Source organism: Caballeronia sp. AZ1_KS37, assembly GCF_023631165.1.
Lineage (GTDB): Bacteria > Pseudomonadota > Gammaproteobacteria > Burkholderiales > Burkholderiaceae > Caballeronia > Caballeronia zhejiangensis.
Genome location: NZ_JALQDP010000031.1, coordinates 26529 through 51024, shown reverse-complemented (window position 1 = coordinate 51024; position 24496 = coordinate 26529). Strand labels below are relative to the sequence as shown.

Genomic DNA, 24496 nt, shown 5'->3' with positions numbered 1-24496 from the left:
CGCGATGCTCGGCATCGGCCTCGTCAACATGCTCGTCGCGCTCGATCAGACGGTGGTCAGCACCGCGCTGCCGTCGATCGTGGCGGAGCTGCACGGCTTCGAGTTCTACGCGTGGATCGCGAGCGCGTATCTGCTGGCGTCGGTCGTGACGGTGCCGGTGTTCGGGCGGCTCGGCGACTACTTCGGCCGCAAGCGCTTCGTGATCGCCGCGGTGATTACGTTCACGGTCGCGTCGGTGCTGTGCGGCCTCGCGCCCAGCATGTTGTTCCTCGTGCTCGCGCGCGGGCTGCAGGGCGTCGGCGGCGGGATGATGGTCGGCACCGCGTTCGCGTCGATTCCCGATCTGTTCCCCGATCCGCGCGCCCGCGTGCGTTGGCAGGTCGTGCTCGCGGCGGCTTACGGCATCGGCACGGCGGCCGGGCCGTCGCTCGGCGGCTGGATGAGCCAGCACTGGGGCTGGCGCTCGACGTTTCTCGTCAATCTGCCGGTCGGCGCGGCGGCGCTGTATTTCATCTGGGCGCATCTGCCGAACCTGCATCGGCCGCGCGAGGGCGGCGTGAAGATCGACTGGACGGGCGCGGCGCTCGTCGCGCTGGTGCTCGGCGGCTTTCAGGCGCTGATCGAGGCGCTGCCGCAGGACGGGCTGACGGCCGCCAATGTCGCGCTCGGCATCGGCGTAGCGGTGTGCGCGGTGGCGCTCCTGATCTGCGAGCGGCGCGCGACGCATCCGATCATCCCGCTCGACATTTTCCGCGACGCGCAGATGAACACGCTCTTCACGCTCTCGTTTCTCGCGGGCTTCGTGATGTTCTCGCTGATCTTCTTCGCGCCGCTCCTGCTGCAAGGCGGCTTCGGCCTGTCGCCGCAGGCCGCGGGTCTGCTCGCGACGCCCATCGCCGCGTGCATCGCGCTCGGCAGCTTCATCAACACGCGCATCGTGATTCACATGAAGAAGCCGGTGAATATCCTGTCGATCGGCTTCACGCTGCTCTTGATCGCGTCGGTCGGACTCGCGTTCGCGCGCGAATCGACGCCGCACGTGTGGATCGAATTGCCGATGGCCGCGACCGGCATCGGCCTCGGCTTCATCCTCAACAACATGAATATCTTCGGGCAGGAGATCGCGGGCCGCGAGCGCTTCGGCATCACGACGGCGCTCCTGCAATCGACGCGCATGGTCGGCGGGATGATGGGCACGAGCATCGTCGGGACGATCGTCGCGCATCACTATGCGAGCGTCGTGGCGCGCACGGTGAGCGTGCTCGGGCCGTCGGTGTCGGCGCAGTGGCTGCCGCGGCTGTCGGATCCGCGCATTCTCGTCGATGAAGCGTTGCGCGAGCGCATCCTCGCCGAACTGGGCGCGGCCGGCCTCGACGGGCCCGCGCTCTTCGATGCCGCCCGCGACGCGCTCGTGCAGTCGATCCACATCGGCGTGCTGCTGACGGCCGTCGCCGCGCTCGTGGCGGCGCTGCTGGTGCGGCGCATCGCGCACATCACGTTCAGGAAGTCCGCGACGCCCGTCGCCAAAACCTGAGGCGCTTCCTTTCGCAAGTGGTGCGTCGCGCCTATAGTTTCTGGCGTCAACGCAAGACCGGTTTTCGCTTCGGCTTCGACCGCGCACCGCATTTGCTTCACCGCTCTCGATGACCACTCGCACGCCTCGCGCGGAACGCTTGCGCTGGGCGCGGGTCACTCGCTTTAGCGGGCGGCCGCGCCCAGCGCTCGCCGCCCATCGCCAACAAGAGATGAGGAGCTGAAATGAAGATCACCGGAGAAATGCTGATCGGGGCATCGGCCGTGCGGGGCACCGATGCCACGCTCCGCGCGTTCGACCCCGCGCGCAACGCCGATCTCGAACCCGAGTTCGGCGGCGGCGGCGCGGCGGAAGTCGCGCGCGCGTGCGAGCTGGCCGAAGCGGCGTTCGACGACTACCGCCACGCGCCGTTCGAGACGCGCGCGCAGTTTCTCGAAGCGATCGCGGACAACATCATCGCGCTCGGCGATACGCTGATCGAGCGCGCGATGGCCGAATCCGCGCTGCCGAAGGCGCGTCTCGAAGGCGAGCGCGCCCGCACGGTCGGGCAGTTGCGGCTCTTCGCATCGCTCGTGCGCGAGGGCCGCTGGCTCTCGGCGACGCTCGATTCCGCGCAGCCGGACAGAAAACCGCTGCCGCGATCCGACCTGCGTTTGCAAAAGATTCCGCTCGGCCCGGTCGCCGTGTTCGGCGCGAGCAATTTTCCGCTGGCGTTTTCGGTGGCGGGCGGCGATACCGCCTCGGCGTTCGCGGCGGGCTGTCCGGTGGTCGTGAAATCGCATCCGGCGCATCTCGGCACATCCGAACTCGTCGGCCGCGCGGTGCAGAAGGCGGTCGCCGACAACGGCTTGCCCGAGGGCACGTTTTCGCTCGTCGTCGGCGCGGGCAATGCGATCGGCGAGGCGCTCGTCGCGCATCCGGCGATTCAGGCCGTCGGCTTTACCGGCTCGCGGCGCGGCGGGCTCGCGCTCGTCGATATCGCGGCGAAACGCCCGGTGCCGATTCCCGTCTTCGCCGAAATGAGCAGCGTGAACCCGGTTTTCGCGTTGCCGGGCGCGCTGGAAGCGCGCGGCGACACGCTGGCGGCGGCTTACATCGATTCGGTGACGCTCGGCGTCGGCCAGTTCTGCACGAATCCGGGCCTCGTGATCGCGCTGGAGGGGCCGGATCTCGACGACTTCATCGATCTTGCCGCCACCGCGATCATGAAGAAGGAAACGCAGACAATGCTCACCGCGCAGATCGCCGCGGCCTACGCGAGCGGGATCCAGGAACGCGACGCGTCCGGCGCGCGCAATATCGCGACCGGCGTGAAGGGCGACGCACCGAGCGGCGCGCTGCCGGTGCTGTATCGCGTGAATGCGGAGGAATTTCTGGCCAAGCCGCAACTGTCGGGCGAGATTTTCGGACCGACGTCGGTGATCGTCATTTGCCGCGACGAGGACGAGATGATCGCCGTCGCGCGCCATCTCGAAGGCCAACTCACCGCGACGCTGCTGATGGAAAAGGGCGACGTCGAGCTTGCGCGGCGCTTGTTGCCGGTGCTCGAGCGCAAGGCGGGCCGGATTCTCGCGAACGGTTTTCCGACGGGCGTCGAAGTGTCCTACGCGATGGTGCACGGCGGGCCGTTCCCGGCCACATCGGACAGCCGTTCCACGTCGGTCGGCGCGATGGCGATCGAGCGCTTCCTGCGCCCGGTGTGCTATCAGGATCTGCCGGCGGCGCTGTTGCCGGCTGCGCTGGCGGACGACAATCCATTGAACTTGTGGCGTCTGAGGGATGGAGAGCTGGGGCCGAACTGAGCGCCGGCATCGAATATCTGCGGGACGAATAAACGGTATTTATTCTTCTCGCAGATACTCGCTCTGATTTGTAGGTGACCGATTATCTGTGTGGCGAATAAACTGCTTTTATTCGCCACACAGATATTTCGCGCCATGCAACAAGTTATCGTAACAGTCGCGCAGATGGGCCATGTGCTCGCGGCCGGCCGCAAGCAGGCCGGACGGACGCAGACGCAGGCGGCGGCGCGCCTCGGCATCAGCCAAAGCCGGCTTTCTACCCTGGAGCGCGATTCAAGCTCGCTGACGCTCGATCAACTCCTCGCGATGTTCGGCGTCTACGGCCTCCAGTTGCTGGTGCAGGCCCGGCCCGACACGTCGCTGCTCGAAGCAAACGAGGCCGACTGGTAATGGCCGGGCGTCGGCTTCGTTCCCGCGCGTTGTCCGTATGGGCCAACGGAAAGCGCGTGGCAACGTGGAATCTGCCTACGCGCGGACCGGCAGAACTCATATACGACACCGAGTGGATTCGCTCGGACGAGGCACGTCCGTTCTCGCTGTTGCTGCCGATCGGTCTCGACGGCGCGCCGCTGAAAGGCGACGCCGTGCTCAACTACTTCGACAATCTTCTGCCCGACAGCGAGCCGATTCGCCGCCGCATCGCGCAGCGCTTCCAGACCGACAGCGCCGATGCGTTCGACTTGCTGCGGGCCATCGGTCGCGATTGTGTCGGTGCCGTGCAACTGCTTGCCGACGACGAAGCGCCGAAAGACATCGAAAGCATCGAAGGAACGCCGTTCAGCGACGATGACGTCGAAAGCCGGCTGAATCAGGTGGCCGGCGGCATGCCCTTGGGCACCGACCATGACCACGACTTCCGCATTTCGCTCGCGGGCGCGCAGGAAAAGACCGCGCTGCTGCGGCACGACGGACGATGGCTCAAGCCCCATGGCGCGACGCCGACGACGCATATCCTCAAGCTGCCGTTGGGGCTCGTCGGCAATCGACGCGCCGATCTCACGACATCGGTCGAGAACGAATGGCTCTGCATGCGTCTCCTGCAGGCGTTCGGCTTGCCCGCGGCGAACGTCGAGATCGCGAATTTCGGCGAACGGCGCGTGCTTGTCGTCGAGCGTTTCGACCGGCGGATGCACCCAGGCGGAAAGTGGATTCTTCGTCTGCCACAGGAAGATTTCTGCCAGGCGACCGGGCTGCCTTCGCCCAAGAAGCACGAGCACGATGGCGGTCCGTGACGTGCAAACGCTCGTGAGCGCGCAGATCCTGTCCTGGCTGCTGGCCGCGCCCGACGGTCACGCGAAGAACTTCAGCATTCATCTGGCGAGGGGCGGACAATACCGCCTCACGCCGCTCTATGACGTCATGTCGATCTGGCCAGTGGAAGGCGACGGCGCCAACCCATGGTCGTGGGACAAGGCGAAGCTGGCGATGGCCATCCCCGGTGCGAGCAGGCGCTACGCGTTTCGCGAGATCAAGCGCCGGCACTTCGACGCGATGGCGCAGAGATGCGGTTTCGGCGACAGCGCGGAGCCGATCATCCGGCACATCGTCGAACCCGCGCCGACGGTCATCGACGAAGTGACAGCGCAATTGCCCGGCGATTTTCCGCCTCGGGTCGCCGAGCGTATCTTCGATGGCCTGAACAGATCGATCGCCGAATTGACCGGCGTGGCCGCCGGCGAACCGTGAAGACAACCCCCAACCGGAGACAAGAAAGATGACCCACCCCGACCGCCGCTATCCCGACCCCGCCGTGCGCGTGCTGGACCCGCGTTTCAATGCACTGCGCATCGCATCGGCGTCGGTGGAATGTCTGTATCAGGGCGCGCGCTGGTCCGAAGGGCCGGTCTGGTTCGGCGACGGCCGCTATCTGCTCTGGAGCGACATCCCGAACAATCGCATCCTGCGCTGGGACGAAGAGAGCGGCGAAGTCGGCGTGTTTCGCAAGCCGTCGAACAACGCGAACGGCAACACGCGCGATCGCGAAGGCCGGCTCGTAAGCTGCGAGCATCTGACGCGGCGCGTGACGCGCACCGAATACGACGGATCGATCACCGTCATCGCCGATCGCTACGCCGGCAAGCCGCTCAATTCGCCGAACGATGTCGTCGTGAAGTCGGACGGCTCGATCTGGTTCACCGATCCGACCTTCGGCATCGACGGTTTCTACGAAGGCGAAAAGAACGAGGCGCAACTGAAGCCCTGCGTCTATCGCGTCGATGGCCAGAGCGGCGAAATCACGATGATGATCGACGCCTTCGTGGGCCCGAACGGTCTCGCGTTCTCGCCGGACGAATCGGTGCTGTATGTGGTGGAATCGCGCGCGACGCCGCGCAAGATTTACGCGTTCGACGTGCTCGACGGCGGCCGCAGGCTAGGCGAGGCGCGCCCGCTCATCGATGCGGGCCCCGGCACCCCCGATGGCTTTCGCGTCGATATTCACGGCAACCTGTGGTGCGGCTGGGGCATGGGCGACGCCGAACTCGACGGCGTGCGCGTCTTCACGCCGCAAGGCGAAGCGATCGGCCACATCGACTTGCCCGAGCGTTGCGCGAACGTGTGCTTCGGCGGACGGCATCGCAACCGGTTGTTCATGGCGGCGAGTCACGGGCTCTATGCGCTTTACGTCAATACGCAAGGCGTGAAAGGCGGTTAAGCCTTGCCGATCTTCTCCATGATGCGCTCGGGATGCTGGCTCGCCGCGAAGCCGAAGCGCGCGTAGAGCCCGTGCGCGTCGGACGTGACGAGCATCATGCGGCGCAGCCCCTGAAGATCGGGATGCGCCATCACGCATTGGATCATCCATGTGCCGAGGCCCGCGCCTTGATGCTCGGGCAGCACGAACACATCTGCGAGATAGGCGAATGTCGTCGTGTCGGTAATCATGCGCGCATAGCCGATCTGCGCGTTGCCGTGAAAGAGCCCGAACGCGAGCGAATGACGCGCGGCGCGCTCGACCTTTTCTCGCGCGATGCCCGGCGACCAGTACGCCACTTCGCTCAAATAGCGATGCACGACATCGAAGTCGAATTCGTCGATGTCCGTGCTCAGCCGATAGCCGTCCCGGGTCCATTGCATCGCGCGCTCCATGAGTTTTTCGAAGCGCCGAGCATAAGCGATCGATGCGTCGCGCTCCATGCACACTTCGCGCGCGCAAGTGTCAGTGGACGGTATAGATGCGCCCCGTCTCCGCGCCCTCGACACTGCGGCTGTACGCCAGCGCCACGCGCGCGCCGCTCGCGGCCTCGAAACCGCGAAAATACGGGCCGAAGCTTTCGCGCGCCTCTTCGAGCATCGTCGGACTCACGACGTTGATGCGCAGGCCGCGGGGCAGTTCGATCGCCGCGCCGCGCACGAAGCCTTCGATCGCGCCGTTGACCGCCGCCGCGCTCGCGCCCTCGCGAATCGGCTCCGCGCCGACGATGCCGCTCGTCAACGTGAACGAGCCGCCGTCGTTCAGATAATCGCGCGCGGTGAGCACGAGATTGACCTGGCCCATCAGCTTGTCGTTGAGACCGAGACGGAATTGCTCCGGCGTCATCTTCACGAGCGGGCCGAAGTGCACATGACCGGCGGTCGCGACGATCGCATCCACTTTGCCGATGGTTTCGAAGAGCTTTCTGATGCTGTCGAGATCGAGCAGATCGACGCGATGCGCCCCGCGCGTCGCACCGATTTCGATGACTTCGTGACGGGCTTTCAATTCGGCGACGACCGCCTGGCCGACCGTGCCGGTTGCACCAATGACAGCGATTTTCATGATCGGGCTCGCATGGATGACGTTGAAGGTGGTCATGCATTGTGCGAGCGGACGGACGCGCGAAAAAGCCGCGTCCGCTTCAAGGATTGCAAACCGCGAGTTTCGAATGGCTAGTGCGTCGCGAGGCGTCCTGGCATCGGCGAAAGAAGATAGAGCGACGCCGCGAACTTGCAGACGAGTCCGACGCCGCAGACGAACGCGGCCGCCGGAAAGATATGCCATTGCAGCGCAAGGGTCGGCGCGACGAGGGCGACCGACACGAATCCGAGCACGACGGTCAGCCAGCGCGCCCATTGCAGGCGTGATGCAACGCACACATAAAGCAGGCCGACGAGCACCCGCGACGCGACCATCGCGGCGAGCGGATGGCTCGATGCATCGCCTGGAAGCCCGATGGCGAGCGCCAATGCGAACTCGGCCCATGACAGCGCCCAGGCCGCGCCGAGACACGCGATCGCCGATGTAAAGCGCTGCTCGGGCGTAACGGCGTGGCGCGTAGCCGGTTCAAGTTGCGTGGTCTCTTCGGTCTCTTGCGTGTAACCGTCGTATGCGTGGGTCGTCATGTGGTTTCCCCTTTATCGACTCTCGTGCGCCGGCGATGTATGTTGCGCTGCGGCGCTTCGTTCGCCGTGTCCCTGAGCATACGCCGTGCCACGTTCGGGGAACGCGCGTTGCTTCGCATTACGTCGATCAGCAACGAGTAAAGGAGCAGACGATGGGCAATCTGAAGGAACAGAATCCGCATTCGGAACGTGACGACGAAGATCTCGACAAGGCAGTCGAAGACACGTTCCCCGCGAGCGATCCGCCTGCAACGGGCGGCGTGACGCGCATCGAAACCGATGACGAGAAGGAAGAAAAAAAGTAACGCGCGAAGCCCACGCAAGTAAAAAGAGCCGCATAGTCCATGCGGCTCTTTGCTTATGCGCGACGGCGGTCGTGCTCATTTCCGTTCGAGCTCGAAGAGCCGCGACGGACGCAGATGATTCAGCGCGTAGTGCTTGCGTCCGCGCAAGGTGTGGCCGTGCGGGTCGCGTCCTTCGAAACGCACCTTGTCTTCGACCTCGGGCACCGTCGGCGCGACCATGCCGCGATCGATCAGGCGATAGCCCCGCTCCAGCGCAAGCAACACGCCATTGCGGCCGGGACGGCTGTCGAAGCCGCCGAGACCGTCGCCCGGTTCGGGTACGAAGTTCACGGTCGTCGCATTCGAAGTGATGACGGAATCCGGCTCGCGCGCGAGCATTTCCGCTTCGCGTCGCGCATGAATGCTCTTCGCGTCGGCATCGACGGTGTCGTCGAGTCCGTCGTCGTTGGCGACATCGACGCCGCGCGGCGGCTTCTCATAGAGACCTTGCGGGCCGACATGCATGCCTGCCTTCGTCGTCTCCGTCTTCGCACCGGCGCCCGCGCCCGCGTGCGCTTCGCCGCCCGCTGCGGCCTTGTTCGCATCGCTCATCTTCACGTGAGCGGTTTCCGCGCCGGGCGTCTTGATCGGACTGTCGGCGACCTGCTCCTTCTGCTTGTTCTGCGGATCGTTTGATTCAGCGTTGTTCATCGCATTGCTCCGTTGCAGTTGGACCTGAATTGACCAAGCCCTCACGCAAGACTCGTTCCGGATATTTGGCGACGGAACCGCGAGCCTTGCCGGAGAGCGCCTTCGGAGATACTTAAAATTTCAGGCCTTTTTTCGACCCCAAGCCGATTTCCTGCAAGTATTATTTGGAACCTGTCGGCGGCAAAGCGCAATACGCGAAACTCGAGCAATCAGGAGGGCGCGTTACCTTGCCGTCGAAAAAGAGCAATGCGATTCGAACGAGCAGGGCACTTTCACACAGGTGACTCATGCAACACGATGCAGCCTTTTCACATCGAGGCTACCTTCTAAACTGCGCGCCCGCCCGGGCCGGAGATGGCAGCTACCAGCCGTACGTGGTGATCTCGCGATCGAGCGATGGCGAGCTCGTCGCGAACCGATTCTTTCCTTCGGAGCTGCGATTCCGCAACGAAGGCGAAGCCATCGCGCACGCGCGCGACTGGGCCGTGCGCTGGATCGACGCAAGCAACGTCACAGCCTGAGCGATGTTCCGCGCGAGCATCGGGGACGCGGGTGCGCGATCGGCCGGACGGCAGGCTTTCGCAAAACCGGTTACGCTTGTCGTTTAATCCGTCCCTCGCTTCTTGCCCGACATGCAGAACATGCCCACGTTCGGCGCAGTACCGCCGCTCGAAACATCCCGCGACACCGCGCTCGACACGCCTCAGGAATGGGGCCTCGCCCGCATCGTCGCGGACTTGCGCCAGTCGCGCGAAGAGCTTCATCGCACGCGGCATCCGCTCGGCATACGTGAACTGCCTTCACGCGAGGCCATCGTCGGGATCGTCAACGGCCTGCGCTCGGCGCTCTTTCCCACGCATTACGGCGCGCCCGATCTGACCGACGAAAGCGTCGACTACTATGTCGGGCAAACGCTCGAAACCAACTTGCGTCTGTTGCGCGAACAGATTCGCCGCGCGCTGCGCTTCCTGCCCGAACATCGCGATACGAGCGAAGCCGATCTCTCCGCGCAAGCCTTCGCGATCGCGCGCGAGTTCGGCGCGCAGTTGCCGCATATCCGCGCGCTGCTCGTAAGCGACATACAAGCTGCTTTCACCGGCGATCCGGCGGCGCAGCACATCACCGAGATCCTGCTGTGTTATCCGGGCGTCTGGGCGATGACGCATCATCGTCTCGCGCATGCGTTGCACAAGCTCGGCGTGCCCTTGCTCGCGCGCTTTATCAACGAGATCGCGCATTCGCTGACGGGCATCGACATTCACCCGGGCGCGACCATCGGGCCGAGCTTTTTCATCGATCACGGCACGGGCGTCGTGATCGGCGAGACGGCGGTGATCGGCCAGCATGTGCGCGTCTATCAAGCCGTGACGCTCGGCGCGAAGAGCTTTCCTTCGACGAGCGATGGCGCGCTCGTCAAAGGCAACGCACGGCATCCGATCGTGGAGGACGATGTCGTCATCTACGCGGGCGCGACAATTCTCGGCCGCGTGACCATCGGCAAAGGCTCGGTCATCGGCGGCAATGTGTGGCTCACGCATAGCGTGCCGCCGGGCAGCAACGTATCGCAGGGCAAGATTCGCGAAGGTTCGGGACCGGGCACGCCGGGCAACGGATTCGGCGCATGAAAAAAGGGCCGCGAGGCCCTTTTTTGTTTGCTTGCGTTTGCTTGCGTTTGCGTTCGCGCGTGCGCTTTGCTTGCGGCGGCCTTACGTATTCGACACGCTGAACGCGTTCTGATTGCCGACGATGGCAAGAAACTCGCGACGCGTCGATGGATCGTCGCGGAATGAGCCGAGCATGCGCGAGGTGACCATCGACACGCCCGCCTTGTGCACGCCTCGCGTCGACATGCATTGATGCGCGGCTTCCAGAATGACACCGACGCCGAGCGGCTGCAGCACTTCGTTCAGCGTATCGGCGATCTGCGCGGTCATCTTCTCCTGAATCTGCAGACGCTTCGCGAAGGCGTCGACGAGACGCGCGAGCTTCGAAATGCCGACGACGCGTTTGTTCGGCAGATAAGCGACATGCGCGCGGCCGATGATCGGGACCATGTGATGCTCGCAATAGCTCTCGAAACGAATGTCCTTCAGGACGATCATTTCGTCATAGCCTTGCACTTCCGAGAACGTGCGAGCGAGGATGTCATGCGGATTCTGCGTATAGCCCGCAAAAAACTCTTCATATGCGCGCACGACGCGGCCCGGTGTATCGAGCAGGCCTTCGCGGCGCGGGTCGTCGCCCGCCCAGCGCAACAGAACACGGACAGCGGCTTCGGCTTCCTCGCGGGTCGGACGATCGGCTCCATCAGCAGGCATGTCCGAACCTGAAAGATTGTTTTTGCGCGGGGCGCTCATCGAAAGCTCCTATGAGTCAAGGTGCAAATAGTACATGCGATATTTTTGGCACCCCGCCATTGTTTCACGTTTCAGAGGCCGATACGGATGTCAGGTCTTTCCCCCACCGTCGATGCCCGAACCCGTGCGCCACACCTGCTTGCCTTCTTCCGTCAGCACGCCGCTGCTATGGTCCTTGTTGGGCTCCGTGCCGGGTTCGGCCATGTTCCCGCCCGGCTGTTCCTGCGCTGTCTGCTTATTGCCCTTGCGTTGCGCGATACGGTCTTCCTGAGAACGTCCGGCGTAGTTGCTCATGGTGCGCCTCCTTTCGAATCGATGCGATGAAAGGCGCGCAAGCCGCGTTCCAGCCGGACGGTCGTCGCATGCTTATTGCGGCTGACCTTCGACGCCGCCGAGCACCATCCAGTTGACGCCGAATTTGTCCGTCACCATGCCGAAGCGCTTGGCGAAGAAGGTTTGCGTCATCGGCATCTGCACCTGGCCGCCGTTTGATAGCGCGTTGAAGTATTTTTCCGCCTGCTGTTCGTCATCGGCCGTGAGCGAAAGCGATACGCCCTTGAACTCGGTGTTGCCGCTGCACATGCCGTCGGAGCCCATCACCATTGAATCGCCGATGGTGAATGCCGCATGCATGATCTTGTTTTCCGATCCCGACGGCACGCCGCAACCGCTCGCGGCTTCGGCCTTGCCGGCGTCGGGGTTTTCGCTGAAGCGCATCATCATGACGACTTGCGCGCCCAGGTTCTCGCGATAGAACGTGATCGCTTCCTCGCAGCGGCCTTCGAAAAACAAATAGGGTTGCACTTGCATGACTGCTCCTTGAGTTATGACGTTTCGTCAGGGTCCATATCCATCATGAGCGGCACCGATGCGTGCTCGTGCACGACACGCCAGTCGCCATCGATCTTTCTGAAGCACACGGTCGCGCGCACGATGTCCTCCTGTTCGCCCACGGCGACGCGGTTGACGGAGTGCGCGTAAGCCAGATCGCCGCTCGCGGCGACTTCCACTTCCCGCATTTCGAATGAGAGCGGGGCTTTCATGCTGTCGAACCAGCGCCGCCAGTTCTCGCGATAGTGCTCGATGCCCCTGATCGACGCGGGCGGCACGACGTCGAACACGACGACATCCGGCGCGTAGTGGCTGACGAGCGTATCGACGTCTTTCTCCAGCACTGCCTGCCGCCACGCCTCGATCATTTCGCGGATGCGCGCGATATCGTCATGCGGATCCGTACGATCATTTGTATTCGCCATGCGAACCTCCTTTCGCATACGATGCCGCCGCGTCGTGACAATGCAACGGCAAACACCGATGCAGAACTATTTTTTGTGTTGTGTACACCGTCCACAAAAAGTAGCAGAGATAATGAACAGTGTCCACATAATCGAAGTCACACGAATCAAAATGACAAATGGCAAGCCGCGCAGCACCTATCGACATGGCGATTTGCGACGCGCGCTGATCGATGCGGGAATCGAACTCGCGCGCGAAGGCGGCCCCGATGCGATCGTCTTGCGGGAAGCCACGCGCCGGGCGGGCGTCGTGCCGAACGCGGCCTATCGTCACTTCGGGAGCCGTCAGGAATTGCTATCGGCGGTACGCTCGGCGGCGCTGTCATTCGTCGCGCAAGCAATGGAAGAGGAACTCGCGTCGCGCCCGAAGAAGCGCCGCCGTGCCGATGCGGCGCGCGCGGGTTTGCGCGCCATCGGCACGGGATATCTTCGTTTTGCGCAAAAGGAAGCGGGATTGTTTCGCACGGCGTTCGCGGCGCCGCAAACGGAATGGACGGAACACGAGGAAACCTATGGCGCGGGGCCGGGCGGTCTCGATCCGTTCGAGTTGCTGAGCCGCGCGCTGGACGACATGGTCGAGGCGGGCGCGCTCGAAGCGAAACGCCGGCCCGAAGCGGAATATCTAGCATGGAGCGCGGTGCACGGCTTCGCGCTCTTACTGATCGAAGGCCCTTTGCAGGGGCTGAAGCGCACGCAGATCGAACCGCTTGCCGAGCGGCTTCTCGATATGGTCGAGGGCGGTCTCTGAAAGAAATCGCGCCGCACGGAGCGGCGCGAAGCATCATCGAATCAACTGAATTTCATTTCGCCGGTTCCGATGAGTCGGTTATCGGTTCGACCACGCTGAGCAACAAGAGCAGGCACAGCGTCGCGGTCCCGACCATGTACAGGAAGACCGCGGTCCAGTTATAGCTGTCGAGCAGCAGGCCGACCGCGAGCGGAGCGCAGGCGCCGCCGATTTGTCCGACCGAGTTCACGATGCCGAACGCCGTCGGATAGGTGGCCTTGGTTGCGAGACCCATCGGATACGCGGAGTAGCCTGCGAAGCCGATGCCGAGCATCAGGCCCGCGAGCATCAGCGCCGCGCCGAGATAGGCGACGCTGTCGGGCGCATCGATCAGCAGGAAGGTCATCAGCATCGTGCCGAGCGCGCCGAGCATCATCATCGGTTTGCGGCGTCCGCCAAGCAGACGATCGGAGATGATGCCGCCGAGCATGTTGCCCGTCACCGCGCCGATGAAAGGCGCCGATGCAAGGAAGCCCATCTTCACCGAAGCGAAGCCCTTCACTGTCACGAGATAAGTGGGAATCCACGAGATGAAGATGTTGCTGATGCCGATCATGCAGCCATAGCCCAGCGCGATGCCGAAGATATTCCACGAGCCGAAGACCTGGCGAATCGTTTCGAGCTGCGGCACGCGCTTCGTGCGATTGATAGCGTCGAGCCGGGGCATCGGCGTCATGCGCGCGCGCGACAGCGACTTGCCGCCGTTGCTGCCGACGGTCGTTTCATCGGCGATGTAGCGGCGCTCGGCGGGCGAGCAGAAGCGATTCTCGCTGGGCGAGTTCGTCACGAAGAACATCCATACGACGGCGAGCAGAATGCCCGGCACCGCGAACACATAGAAGATCTCGCGCCATCCCCACAACTGGATCACGATGATGCACACCGACGGCACGATCAGCGGCCCGAGCTTCGATGCCGCGATCCACAGGCCGGTGGCCGTGCCTTTTTCCTTTGCGGGAAACCATCGGTTGATGACGTTGGTGCAGCCGATGCCGAGCGGTCCTTCCGACAAGCCGAGACCCACGCGATACGCCATCAGCAGAAACACCGACGATGTCGTGCCCATCAATCCGGTGAATACCGACGTGAGAATCATGAAGACGGAAAACAGCAGGCCGGTGGTCTTTTCGCTGAGTCGCTTGTAGAGGAGGCCGACGGGAATCTGCACGAAGCCATAAGCGAAGGAGAACAGGCTCACGATGAGACCGGCCTCGGTATTGGTGATGTGATATTCCCTCTTCAGATACGGCAGCGCGATGCCGAAGTTGGCGCGATCCGCGCACGCGATCGCCCAGATGCAGAAGATCAGTCCCATCACGACCCAGCGGTGTTTCGTGTGTCTCTCCGCAACAGGTTCCGCTTTTGAGGAAGCGACGATGCCGTCAGCGTTGTTCATTGCGCTGTTGTCTCCGATGTTATGTGCAAGGCTTTATTGTCGATGTGCCTTCCGATGCTTCGAATTGTGGGGAGCGTGGACAAGAGCGTCCAATCTTTTATTGCTATTACCTGATTCCCGGATTGAATCGATCGAAGCGCGGCATGCAATGCGTCGATTCGTGGATCAATTGATAGCGTTTTGGGATTGGACGTTATCGCCGAAAGCAGACATGATCCGCTCCAAATCGCAACGAACACCATGGAGCACGCGAATTGAAGCCGAGCATTCTGCAACTCAATCCCATCCTCGTACCGGCCATCAATGAAAAGCTGAATGCGCTTTATACGATGCATCGGCTGTTCGAGCAGGAAGACAAGGACGCGTATATCCGCGAACACGGCGCTTCGATTCGCGGCGTGATTACCGGCGGACATACGGGCATCGCCAACGATCTCATCGAACGCTTGCCTGCGTTGCAGGTGATCGCGGTGAACGGCGTCGGCACCGATGCCGTCGACCTCGAATTCGCGCGCTCGCGCGGTTTGCCGGTGACGGGTACGTTCGGCGCGTTGACCGAAGATGTTGCCGATCTCGCCATCGGTCTCATCCTGACCACGCTGCGCGAGATCTGCCCCGGCAACGATTTCGTGAAGACCGGCAAGTGGGTGAACAACCCGAGCCCGAGCGCGATTCCGTTGTCGCGCCGATTCAGCGGCAAGCGCGTGGGCATCGTGGGCCTCGGCAAGGTGGGCCGCGCGATTGCGCTACGCGCCGCCGCGTTCGGTTGTCCGATCGCTTATACCGATGTACGCGCGATGGACGATATCGACTATCGCTTCGTGCCCGATCTGCTGTCGCTTGCGCGCGAGAGCGACATTCTCGTGCTCGCCGCGGCAGCCGATAAAGCGAAGGGCATCGTTAATGCGGCCGTGCTCGATGCGTTGGGCAAGGACGGTTATCTCATCAACATCGCGCGCGGCAAGCTCGTCGAGGAAAGCGATCTCGTCGAAGCGCTGTCGCGTGGCGTGATCGCGGGCGCGGGACTGGATGTTTTCGTCGATGAGCCGAATGTGCCGGCCGAATTGTTCGGCATGGATCGCGTCGTGCTGCAGGCGCATCGCGCGAGCGCAACGGTCGAATCGCGCACGGCGATGGGCGAGATGGTGCTCGCGAGTCTCGCTCAGGCTCTTGCGGGACAGCGCCCCGAAGGCAGCCTCACGACCTGACGCACGCGCATGAACGCGTCCGGGGCGAACATATAATGATCGGCCATCACCTCAACGTCGATTACGAATGCTCGATCTCGGACAAGTACGTTGCTTCGTTGCGGCCGCGACGGAACTGAACTTCAGGCGCGCGGCCGCGCTGCTCAACATGACGCAGCCGCCGCTTTCCAGACAGATTCATCTGCTCGAAGAAAACCTCGGCGTGAAGCTGTTCGAGCGCGTCGGGCGCACGGTCAAGCTGACGACCGAAGGGCGCGTGTTTCTCGCCGATGCAACGCGCCTGCTCAATCTTTCCGAGCAAGCCGAAAGCACCGTGAGGCGCGCGAGCAAGGGCAAGACCGGGCGCGTACGCATTGGCTTCACGGGCGCGGCGGGCTATGAGCTGATACCCGAACTGCTCGTCGCTGCGAAGCGCGATTTGCCCGATATCGACGTCGTGCTGCTCGAGATGATTTCCGTCGCGCAGATCGAAGCCTTCGAGGCAAACGCGATCGATCTCGGCTTCATGCGGCCGCTGCCTTCGCGGCAGAAAGTGGAGTTTCTTCTCGTCGACCGCGAGCCGATGATCGTCGCATTGCCCGCGGGACACGCGCTGTGCCGTTTCGACCGGCTCGAACTCACGCAGTTGCACGAGCAGCCCTTCATCATGCATTCGCCCACGCACGGCAAATACTTCTACGACCGCATCATGAGCATGCTCGTCGCCGATGAAGTGAAGCCGCACTTCACGCAATACATCGATCAGACGCCGACCATTCTTTCGCTCGTGCGTGCAGGGCTGGGCGTATCGATTCTGCCCGCATCGTCGCAACGGTTTCATTACGACAGTGTCGAGTTCAGGGAAATTGCGGGCAACGCCGTTCAGGCCGAAATGAGCATGGCGTGGCGTGCCGATCAAGACAATCCCGCCGTCACGGCGTTTAGGCACATGGCGGCGGAATACTTCGCTACGCGGCGTGCGTGATCGCGCGCGCGGTCGCATCGATGGCGGCGCGAGCTTTATCGACGATTTCGTCGATCTCGTCATGCGTGACGACGAGCGGCGGCGAAAGCAACATGCGATCGTGACTCGCGCGCATCACGAGATTGCCCGCGAAACAGAAGTCGCGGCATATCGTGCCGATATCGTCGCCATTGGCAAAGCGCTTCTTCGTCGCGCGGTCTTCGGCAAGCTGAATGCCGGCGACGAGCCCCGTGCCCGCAATTTCACCGACGATCGCATGATCGCTTAACGCTTCGCGCAATCGCTTTTGAAAGTACGGCCCCGCATCGTGCTTTACGCGCGCGACGATGCCTTCGTCTCGCAGCAACTTGAGGTTAGCCACGGCCACTGCAGCCGCGACCGGATGCCCCGAATACGTGAAGCCGTGATTGAATTCGCCGCCATTCACGATTGCATTCGCGATGCGATCCGATAGCGCGACGGCGCCCATCGGCACATAGCCGCTCGTAAGACCTTTTGCGATCGTGATGACATCCGGCTCGAAGCCGAAGTGCTCGTGCGCGAACCACTCGCCTGTGCGGCCGAAGCCGCCGATCACTTCATCGGCGATCAAGAGCACGTCATGCTTGCGGCAGATGCGCGCGATCTCCGGCCAATAACTCGATGGCGGAAAGATCACGCCGCCCGCGCCCTGAAACGGCTCGCCGATAAAAGCGGCGACGTTCTCCGCGCCGAGTTCGACGATCATATCTTCGAGCTGACGCGCACGCGCAATGCCGAATTCCTCTTCGTTCATCGCGCCGCCTTCACCGAACCAGTATGGCTGATCGATATGCGCGACATGCTCCATCTTCGATGGCATCTGCTCGTGCATATAGCTCATGCCGCCGAGCGTTGCGCCCGCGATCGTCGAGCCGTGATACGCATTCGCACGCGCGATGACATAGCGTTTTTTCGTTTGTCCTTGCACTGCCAAATAGCGATGCACGGCGCGCAGCGCCGTATCGTTGGCCTCCGATCCGCTGTTGCAATAGAGAAAGCGATTGAACTTCGCGGGCGCGACATCGGCAAGCATCGCCGATAACTCGATGATCGGCGGATGCGTCGTCTTGAAGAAGGTGTTGTAGTAAGGCAGTTCCTGCATCTGTTTCAGTGCGGCATCGGCGAGTTCGCGGCGTCCATAGCCGACGTTCACGCACCACAAGCCCGCCATGCCGTCGATGATGCGCTTTCCCTCCGAATCCCACAGATACACGCCTTCGGCCTTCACGATCACGCGGCTGCCCGCGCGATTGAGCGCGCCCATATCGGAGAACGGATGCAGATGATGCGCGGCGTCGAGCGCGCGGTAATGCGCCGTCGAATCGATTCGATCGTTCATGTTGTCGGCTCCTTCAAACGTGCAATAGCAGATGCTTGCGTTCCCACGAACTGATCACGCGGAAGAACGCTTCGTATTCGGTTTCCTTCAGCGCGAGATAGGCGCGCACGAACTTCTCGCCGAACATTTCGGCAAGCGGCTCGCAAGCGCCCATCAGCGTGAGGCCTTCGTCGAGATTGCGCGGCAATTGATAAGGCTGGCGATAACCATCGCTCGCGAGCGGTTCGGTCGGTTCGAGATGTTGCGTCATGCCGAGATAACCCGCGGCGAGCGTGGCGGCAATCGCGAGATACGGATTGCAATCGACGCCCGGAATGCGATTCTCGATGCGTCGTGCCTGCGGCGACGAGTGCGGCACGCGAAAGCCGACGGTGCGGTTGTCATAGCCCCATTGCACGTTGATCGGCGCGGCCATGAAGCGCGATAGCCTGCGATAAGAGTTGATATACGGCGCGAAGATCGGCATGAGCGCGGGCGTGTATTTCTGCAAGCCGGCGATGTAGCTATAGAAGAGTCCCGTCGGTTCGCCTTCGCGATTGGTGAAGAGATTGCGGCCGGTCTCGTCATCGACGAGGCTCTGATGCACATGCATCGCCGAACCGGGTTCGTTTTCCATCGGCTTCGCCATGAAGGTCGCGTACATCTTGTGGCGCAGCGCGGCCTCGCGCACCGTGCGCTTGAAAAGAAACACGCGGTCCGCGAGATTGAGCGGATCGCCATGCAGAAAGTTGATTTCCATCTGCGCCGCGCCCACTTCGTGAATCAGCGTATCCACTTCGAGCTCCTGCATCTCGCAGTATTCATAGATGTCTTCGAAAAGCGGATCGAACTCGTTGACGGCATCGATCGAGTACGCCTGACGCCCCGTTTCCGCGCGCCCCGTTCTGCCGACCGGCGGTTGCAATGGCAGATCGGGATCGCGATTCATGTCGACGAGAAAGAACTCGAGTTCGGGCGCGACGACAGGCCGCCAGCCCTTGGCGGCGAATTTATGAAGCACTTCGCGCAGCACGCGACGCGGCGAAATGGCGACAGGCGTGCCGTCGAAATGCACGCAATCGTGGATGACTTGCGCGGTCGGATCGGTGGCCCACGGAATCAGGCGGATCGTCGCGGGATCGGGCACGCAGACCATGTCGGGATCGGTGACGCCGGTGAAGCTGCCATCGACGGGATAGTCGCCCGTCACGGTCTGGATCATCACGGCTTGCGGCAGGCGCATCGCTTCGCCCGATTCGAACTTGCTGCGCGGAATGATCTTGCCGCGCGCGGTGCCGGCCATGTCGGGAATGATCGCTTCAACTTCGGTGATGCGATGTTTTCGCAGGAATTCGTCGATGCGTTCCATGTTCGTTCTCACGTTTCGATAGGGCGCACGCGTCCACGGCCTTCGCGATGCATCGCGAATGCGCGAAGAAGCAGGACGCGCGCGTTCACGCGTGCGGGCGCACGCGCGCGGACCAACAGCAGCTCGAGGAGAAAACGAGAGGAGGCGCTACGGCAGCAGCGAAGCCGCGCCGACGCAATGCACGGCGATGAACGCGCGCGCGGAAATCGCGTTGCGACGCCGCACGCAGCGGCGGGAGAGGACGGTCAGAACCGACAGGAAGCGGCGATCGGGAAGCTTGCCGCAGCGATCGGCGCGGGAGTGATGGCTCCTGCGTGCCAGAGGGCTTTGGACTTTCACGATAAGACTCGTTGGTCGAGTGGATTTGCAGAGCGATTGCCCATGCCGACAATTGCCCTTCAGCGAGCATATACGAGACATAAACGCCGTCAATACGTTTTTTCCAGTGGTTTTCACGCCGGATGTTTCTGTCGCGCCACGAGAAGGTTGCGCAATTCATCGATAATGTCGGCTCTTTCCGCCGAAATGCTCACAGAGCCGATGCTCTCCAACCTGCTCGTTCAACTCGTCAACGGCCTCGCCGATGCTTCTGCGCTCTTTCTCGTCGCTTCGGGACTGTCGCTGATCTTCGGCGTCACGCGCATCGTCAACTTCGCGCACGGCTCGCTCTATATGCTCGGCGTGTATGTCGCGTACAGCCTGGCGAGCCGCTTCGGCGAAAGCGTCGCGGGGTTCTGGGCGTCGATCGCGGGCGCCGCGCTATTGGTCGGCGCGATCGGCGCAGTAATAGAAGTGAGCGTGCTGAGGCGCATCTATCGCGCGCCGGAGTTGTTTCATCTGCTTGCCACGTTCGCGCTCGTGCTCATCATTCGCGATGCGGCGCTGTGGCTTTGGGGACCGGAAGATCTGTTCGGCCCGCGCGCACCGCATCTCGAAGGCGCGGTGCAATTGCTCGGTCATGCGTTGCCCACCTATGATCTCGCGCTGATCGTCATCGGCCCGCTTGTGCTGTTCATGCTCTGGTATGCGCTCACGCGCACGCGCTGGGGCACGCTCGTGCGCGCGGCGAGCGCGGATCGCGAGATGCTCGGCGCGCTCGGCGTCAATCAGGCGTGGCTCTTTACCGGCGTGTTCTTCGTCGGCGCGATGCTTGCGGGACTCGGCGGCGCGCTGCAGGTGCCGCGCATGTCGGCGAATCTCTCGCTCGATATCGAGACCATCGGCAATGCGTTCGTCGTCGTCGTGGTCGGCGGCATGGGCTCGATTCCGGGCGCGTTCGTCGCCGCGCTATTGATCGCCGAAATCAAGGCGATGTGCATCGGCATCGGGAACATAACGATCATGGGCGTCGGCTTCTCGCTGTCGAAGTTCACGCTCGTCGCCGAGTTCGTCGTAATGGCGGTCGTGCTCGTGCTGCGTCCGTGGGGACTCTTCGGCCGTCCGCAGACGATCGCACGTTCCGCCGCGCCCGCCGACCGGCCTTTGCTACCCGCCACGCGAAACATGAGGATCGCGGCGTTCATCGCCGTGATCGCGCTTGCGCTCGCGCCGCTCGCCGCCGTTGCGTTTCCGTACATGCCCGTGCTGTTCGTCGAGATCATGATCGCGGTGCTGTTCGCCGCGAGCCTGCACTTCATCATGGGACCGGGCGGCATGCACTCGTTCGGTCATGCGGCGTACTTCGGCCTCGGCGCATACGGCGCGGCGCTGTTTCTCAAGGTATTCGCGTTACCAATGGAAGCCGCGCTCGTGCTCGGGCCGCTGATTGCGGGCATCGGCGCGATCGTGTTCGGCTGGTTTTGCGTGCGCTTATCGGGCGTGTATCTCGCGATGCTCACGCTCGCGTTCGCGCAGATCGTCTGGTCCGTCGTCTTTCAATGGGATGCCGTGACGGGCGGCAGCAACGGCATATTGGGCATCTGGCCGTCACCGTGGCTATCGTCTCCCGTCGCGTTCTACTACCTCACGCTCTTCTTCGCCGTCATCGGCGTATGGCTTTTGCGACGCATGCTTTTCTCGCCGCTCGGTCTCGCGATGCGCGCCGGTCGCGATTCGCCGTTGCGCGCCGAAGCGATCGGCGTGAACGTCGCGCGCGTGCAGTGGGCCGCGTTCATCGTCGCGGCGCTCGTGTGCGGGCTCGCGGGTTCGCTCTATGCGTTCTCGAAGGGCAACATCTCGCCGGAAGCGATCAGCGTCGGCCGCTCCGTCGACGGCCTCGTGATGGTCCTGCTCGGCGGCATCCAGACGCTTGCCGGTCCGATCGTCGGCGCGAGCGTGTTCACCTGGCTGCAGGATGCCGTCGCGCGTCAGACCGACTACTGGCAAGCGCTGCTCGGCGCGGCGATCCTCGTGCTCGTCATCGCGTTTCCGCAAGGCATCGCGGGTTTCGTGCGCGAGCGCTTTTTCAGGGAGGCGCAATGAGCCTGCTATCCGTCGCGCATCTCTCGAAGTCGTTCGACGGTGTGCACGCCGTCGACGACGTTTCATTCGATCTCGAAGCCGGTCAATTGCTCGCGCTGATCGGTCCGAACGGTGCGGGCAAATCGACGTGCTTCAACATGATCAACGGTCAGCTCAAGCCGACTTCTGGCGCGATCCGCTTCGACGGTCACGATATCGCGGGCATGCGTCCACGCGATATCTGGCGGCGTGGCGTCGCGCGCACGTTTCAGATCGCCGCGACCTTCAATTCGATGACCGTACTCGAAAACGTGCAGATGGCATTGCTTTCGCGCGAGCGGCGCACCTACAGGCCGTTCGGGCGCGTCGAATCGTGGAGGGAAGACGAAGCGATGGCGTTGCTCGATCTCGTCGGCATGGCGATGCATGCGCGCCGCAGTTGCGCGGTGCTCGCATACGGCGACGTGAAGCGCGTCGAGCTTGCTATCGCGCTTGCAAATCATCCGAAGCTCTTGTTGATGGACGAACCGACCGCTGGCATGGCGCCACAGGAACGCAATGAATTGATGACGCTCACCGCGCGTCTCGCGAAAGAGCGCAACATCGGCGTGCTGTTCACGGAGCACAGCATGGACGTGGTCTTTTCACATGCGGACAAGCTGATCGTGCTCGCGCGCGGACGTCTCATCGCACAAGGCGATGCCGAAGCGATCCGCGACGATGCCCGCGTGCGCGAGGTCTATCTCGGCACGGGCGCATCGTATGCGCCGCGTGCGGCGTTGAATGCGGGGGCATCGTCATGACGCTGCTCAAAGTCGATGCGTTGAATGCGTTCCATGGCCGCGCGCAAATACTGTTCGATGTCGGCTTCGAAGTCGGACGAGGCGAAGTGGTCGCGCTGATGGGCCGCAACGGCGCGGGCAAGTCCACGACGATGAAAGCCGTCATGGGTCTTCTGCCGCGCATATCGGGCGCGGTGTCGTTCATGGGCGAAGACATCGCGGGCATGGCGCCGCATCGCATCGCGCGCAAGGGGCTGGGTTACGTGCCCGAAGATCGCCGCGTGTTCGGCGATCTCACGGTGATGGAGAACCTCGACACGGGTCGGCAGCCGCCGCGCGAAGATGCGCCATCGTGGACGCCCGAAAAGCTCTTTCGCGTGTTCCCGAATCTCGGCGAAATGCGCAATCGCCGCGCGAGCCGCATGAGCGGCGGCGAGCAGCAGATGTTGACCGTATCGCGCACACTGATGGGCAATCCGCGCCTCGTGTTGCTCGATGAGCCATCGGAAGGTGTCGCGCCTGTCATCGTCGAACAAATGGCCGATATGATTCTCGAACTGAAGCGCGAAGGGCTCGCCATACTGCTGTCGGAACAGAATCTGCATTTCGCGGAACTCGTCAGCGATCGCGTTTATGTGCTGGAAAAAGGGCAGATTCGCCATGAAGGCCCGATGCACGCATTCGCGAGCGACGATGCCGCGCGCCGCGAGTTGCTCGGTGTTTAAACGATCATTCAAACGGAGAGGAGAAGATTCAATGGCGCCAATGCGCTTCACTATCGCGGCCATCGCAGCGGGCATGGCGTTCGCCGCGCACGCCGACACCATCAAGATCGGCGAGATCAATAGCTATAAGGCGCAGCCCGCGTTTCTCATGCCGTACAAGAACGGCTGGAATCTCGCGCTCGACGAGATCAACGCGGCGGGCGGCATCAACGGCAACAAGCTCGAAGTCGTCTCGCGCGACGACAACGGCAATCCCGGCGATACGGTGCGCGTCGCGCAAGAGCTCGTCGCGCGCGAGCAGGTGAAATTGCTGTTCGGCGGTTATCTGTCGAATACGGGTCTCGCGCTCGCGGACTTCGCCAAGCAACGGCGCATCTTCTTCCTCGCAGCCGAGCCGCTCACCGACAAGATCGTCTGGCAGGACGGCAACAAGTACACATATCGGCTGCGTCCTTCGACTTACATGCAGGTCGCGATGCTCGTGCCCGAAGCCGCGAAACTCGGCAAGAAGCGCTGGGCGCTCGTCTATCCGAACTACGAGTACGGGCAATCGGCGGTGGCCACGTTCAAGCGCTTGCTGAAGGCCGCGCAGCCGGATGTCGAGTTCGTCGCGGAGCAGGCGACGCCGCTCGGCAACATCGATGCAGGCGCGGTCACGCAAGCGCTCGCCGATGCAAAGCCCGACGGCATCTTCAACGTGCTCTTCAGCGCGGACCTCGGCAAGTTCGTGCGTGAAGGCAATACGCGCGGCCTGTTCAAGAATCGCGCGGTCGTATCGCTTTTGACGGGCGAGCCGGATTATCTCGATCCGCTCGGCAAGGAAGCGCCGGTCGGCTGGATCGTGACGGGTTATCCGTGGTATTCGATCGATACGCCGGCGAACAAGAAGTTCGTCGCCGCTTACGAGGCGAAGTATCACGACTATCCGCGCCTCGGATCGGTCGTCGGCTATACGGCGATGATGTCGATTGCGAACGGCCTGAAGAAAGCGGGCTCGCCCGACGCCGACAAGCTCGCGGCCGCATTCAAGGGCTTGCCTGTCGATACGCCGTTCGGTCCGATCACGTATCGCAAGGAGGACAATCAATCGACGATGGGCGCGTATGTCGGCGTAACCGGGCTGAAAGACGGCAAGGGCGTGATGACGTCCTTCCGTTATGTCGATGGCGCGAGCGTGCAGCCATCGGACGATGAAGTGAAGAAGCTGCGTCCGGCTGACTGAA

26 protein-coding genes and 1 pseudogene are annotated in these 24496 nt (G+C 62.8%); 15 read left to right on the top strand and 12 right to left on the bottom strand.

Going from position 1 to position 24496, the window contains the following annotated elements; translation table 11 throughout:
- Positions 1-4 precede the first annotated feature (4 nt).
- From NCS00_RS19010 to NCS00_RS18990, 5 genes and pseudogenes are all read left to right on the top strand, one after another.
- Positions 5-1534, top strand: coding sequence for an MFS transporter (locus NCS00_RS19010; RefSeq protein WP_008352874.1), 1530 nt, complete (start codon positions 5-7; stop codon positions 1532-1534).
- A gap of 224 nt (positions 1535-1758) precedes the next feature.
- On the top strand, positions 1759-3336 hold the full coding sequence (locus NCS00_RS19005; protein WP_250440728.1) for an aldehyde dehydrogenase (NADP(+)): 1578 nt from the start codon (positions 1759-1761) through the stop codon (positions 3334-3336).
- Positions 3337-3471: 135 nt separating this feature from the next.
- A complete protein-coding gene (locus NCS00_RS19000; RefSeq protein WP_250440727.1) occupies positions 3472-3726 on the top strand; it encodes a helix-turn-helix domain-containing protein in 255 nt (84 codons plus the stop codon).
- Positions 3726-5022, top strand: a pseudogene (locus NCS00_RS18995) (type II toxin-antitoxin system HipA family toxin). Before NCS00_RS19000 ends, NCS00_RS18995 begins: the two are co-directional and overlap by 1 nt.
- Positions 5023-5050: 28 nt before the next feature.
- Positions 5051-5989 carry an SMP-30/gluconolactonase/LRE family protein gene (locus NCS00_RS18990; protein ID WP_250440726.1) on the top strand — a complete coding sequence of 313 codons (939 nt, stop codon included), beginning with the start codon at positions 5051-5053 and terminating at the stop codon, positions 5987-5989.
- Here the strand turns inward: NCS00_RS18990 and NCS00_RS18985 are convergent.
- From NCS00_RS18985 to NCS00_RS18975, 3 genes are all read right to left on the bottom strand, one after another.
- Positions 5986-6411, bottom strand: coding sequence for a GNAT family N-acetyltransferase (locus NCS00_RS18985; protein ID WP_034473104.1), 426 nt, complete (start codon positions 6409-6411; stop codon positions 5986-5988). The genes NCS00_RS18990 and NCS00_RS18985 overlap by 4 nt on opposite strands.
- 82 nt (positions 6412-6493) lie before the next feature.
- Positions 6494-7096 (bottom strand): short chain dehydrogenase, encoded by a 603-nt coding sequence (locus tag NCS00_RS18980; RefSeq protein ID WP_175979582.1) that lies wholly within the window; start codon positions 7094-7096, stop codon positions 6494-6496.
- 107 nt (positions 7097-7203) lie between these two features.
- Positions 7204-7656: a hypothetical protein gene (locus NCS00_RS18975; protein WP_250440725.1), complete on the bottom strand. Its 453-nt coding sequence runs from the start codon at positions 7654-7656 to the stop codon at positions 7204-7206.
- 152 nt (positions 7657-7808) lie between these two features.
- Between NCS00_RS18975 and NCS00_RS18970 the strand changes: the two genes are divergently transcribed.
- The gene (locus NCS00_RS18970) at positions 7809-7961 is read left to right on the top strand and encodes a hypothetical protein (protein WP_008352886.1); all 153 of its coding nucleotides are present in this window, start codon (positions 7809-7811) and stop codon (positions 7959-7961) included.
- A gap of 75 nt (positions 7962-8036) precedes the next feature.
- Here NCS00_RS18970 and NCS00_RS18965 read toward each other — a convergent pair whose 3' ends face one another.
- Entirely contained in the window at positions 8037-8651 is a 615-nt protein-coding gene (locus tag NCS00_RS18965) for a DUF3005 domain-containing protein (protein ID WP_175979519.1), read from the bottom strand.
- A gap of 287 nt (positions 8652-8938) precedes the next feature.
- Here NCS00_RS18965 and NCS00_RS18960 point away from each other — a divergent pair, with 287 nt between their 5' ends.
- Both NCS00_RS18960 and epsC read left to right on the top strand, forming a co-directional pair.
- Positions 8939-9172 (top strand): hypothetical protein, encoded by a 234-nt coding sequence (locus NCS00_RS18960; protein ID WP_008352888.1) that lies wholly within the window; start codon positions 8939-8941, stop codon positions 9170-9172.
- A 111-nt stretch (positions 9173-9283) separates the two neighbouring features.
- Entirely contained in the window at positions 9284-10276 is a 993-nt protein-coding gene (gene epsC / locus NCS00_RS18955) for a serine O-acetyltransferase EpsC (RefSeq protein ID WP_239294389.1), read from the top strand.
- A gap of 81 nt (positions 10277-10357) precedes the next feature.
- Here epsC and folE read toward each other — a convergent pair whose 3' ends face one another.
- The 4 genes from folE to NCS00_RS18935 all read right to left on the bottom strand — a co-directional run bounded on the left by folE (position 10358) and on the right by NCS00_RS18935 (position 12264).
- Complete coding sequence (gene folE, locus NCS00_RS18950) at positions 10358-11008, bottom strand: GTP cyclohydrolase I FolE (protein WP_008352890.1); 651 nt, start codon at positions 11006-11008, stop codon at positions 10358-10360.
- Positions 11009-11098: 90 nt separating this feature from the next.
- Positions 11099-11302 (bottom strand): hypothetical protein, encoded by a 204-nt coding sequence (locus NCS00_RS18945; RefSeq protein ID WP_008352891.1) that lies wholly within the window; start codon positions 11300-11302, stop codon positions 11099-11101.
- Between the two features lie 72 nt (positions 11303-11374).
- Positions 11375-11818, bottom strand: a complete 444-nt coding sequence (locus NCS00_RS18940) for a VOC family protein (RefSeq protein ID WP_008352892.1) — start codon at positions 11816-11818, stop codon at positions 11375-11377.
- Between the two features lie 14 nt (positions 11819-11832).
- Positions 11833-12264: a YybH family protein gene (locus NCS00_RS18935; protein ID WP_250440724.1), complete on the bottom strand. Its 432-nt coding sequence runs from the start codon at positions 12262-12264 to the stop codon at positions 11833-11835.
- Between the two features lie 151 nt (positions 12265-12415).
- On the opposite strand from NCS00_RS18935, the gene NCS00_RS18930 reads away from it, so the two are divergent.
- On the top strand, positions 12416-13051 hold the full coding sequence (locus tag NCS00_RS18930; RefSeq protein WP_008352896.1) for a TetR/AcrR family transcriptional regulator: 636 nt from the start codon (positions 12416-12418) through the stop codon (positions 13049-13051).
- 52 nt (positions 13052-13103) lie between these two features.
- Here the strand turns inward: NCS00_RS18930 and NCS00_RS18925 are convergent, their stop codons facing one another.
- The gene (locus NCS00_RS18925; RefSeq protein WP_250440723.1) at positions 13104-14486 is read right to left on the bottom strand and encodes an MFS transporter; all 1383 of its coding nucleotides are present in this window, start codon (positions 14484-14486) and stop codon (positions 13104-13106) included.
- A 254-nt stretch (positions 14487-14740) separates the two neighbouring features.
- On the opposite strand from NCS00_RS18925, the gene NCS00_RS18920 reads away from it, so the two are divergent.
- Entirely contained in the window at positions 14741-15694 is a 954-nt protein-coding gene (locus NCS00_RS18920) for a 2-hydroxyacid dehydrogenase (protein ID WP_008352899.1), read from the top strand.
- A gap of 67 nt (positions 15695-15761) precedes the next feature.
- On the top strand, positions 15762-16658 hold the full coding sequence (locus tag NCS00_RS18915) for a LysR substrate-binding domain-containing protein (protein ID WP_008352900.1): 897 nt from the start codon (positions 15762-15764) through the stop codon (positions 16656-16658).
- On the opposite strand, the gene NCS00_RS18910 is transcribed toward NCS00_RS18915, so the two are convergent.
- From NCS00_RS18910 to NCS00_RS18900, 3 genes are all read right to left on the bottom strand, one after another.
- A complete protein-coding gene (locus tag NCS00_RS18910) occupies positions 16642-18018 on the bottom strand; it encodes an aspartate aminotransferase family protein (RefSeq protein ID WP_250440722.1) in 1377 nt (458 codons plus the stop codon). The genes NCS00_RS18915 and NCS00_RS18910 overlap by 17 nt on opposite strands.
- A 13-nt stretch (positions 18019-18031) precedes the next feature.
- On the bottom strand, positions 18032-19366 hold the full coding sequence (locus tag NCS00_RS18905) for a glutamine synthetase family protein (protein WP_008352904.1): 1335 nt from the start codon (positions 19364-19366) through the stop codon (positions 18032-18034).
- Positions 19367-19513: 147 nt separating this feature from the next.
- Complete coding sequence (locus tag NCS00_RS18900; RefSeq protein ID WP_008352906.1) at positions 19514-19705, bottom strand: hypothetical protein; 192 nt, start codon at positions 19703-19705, stop codon at positions 19514-19516.
- Positions 19706-19906: 201 nt separating this feature from the next.
- Between NCS00_RS18900 and NCS00_RS18895 the strand changes: the two genes are divergently transcribed.
- From NCS00_RS18895 to NCS00_RS18880, 4 genes are read left to right on the top strand one after another with little or no spacing between them, the layout of a single operon-like run.
- Positions 19907-21787 (top strand): ABC transporter permease, encoded by a 1881-nt coding sequence (locus NCS00_RS18895; RefSeq protein WP_250436033.1) that lies wholly within the window; start codon positions 19907-19909, stop codon positions 21785-21787.
- Positions 21784-22569 (top strand): ABC transporter ATP-binding protein, encoded by a 786-nt coding sequence (locus NCS00_RS18890; RefSeq protein ID WP_250440721.1) that lies wholly within the window; start codon positions 21784-21786, stop codon positions 22567-22569. The genes NCS00_RS18895 and NCS00_RS18890 overlap by 4 nt, the downstream gene beginning before the upstream one ends.
- Complete coding sequence (locus tag NCS00_RS18885) at positions 22566-23273, top strand: ABC transporter ATP-binding protein (protein ID WP_249798690.1); 708 nt, start codon at positions 22566-22568, stop codon at positions 23271-23273. Before NCS00_RS18890 ends, NCS00_RS18885 begins: the two co-directional genes overlap by 4 nt.
- 31 nt (positions 23274-23304) lie before the next feature.
- The gene (locus tag NCS00_RS18880; RefSeq protein ID WP_008352910.1) at positions 23305-24495 is read left to right on the top strand and encodes an ABC transporter substrate-binding protein; all 1191 of its coding nucleotides are present in this window, start codon (positions 23305-23307) and stop codon (positions 24493-24495) included.
- Position 24496: the final 1 nt, after the last annotated feature.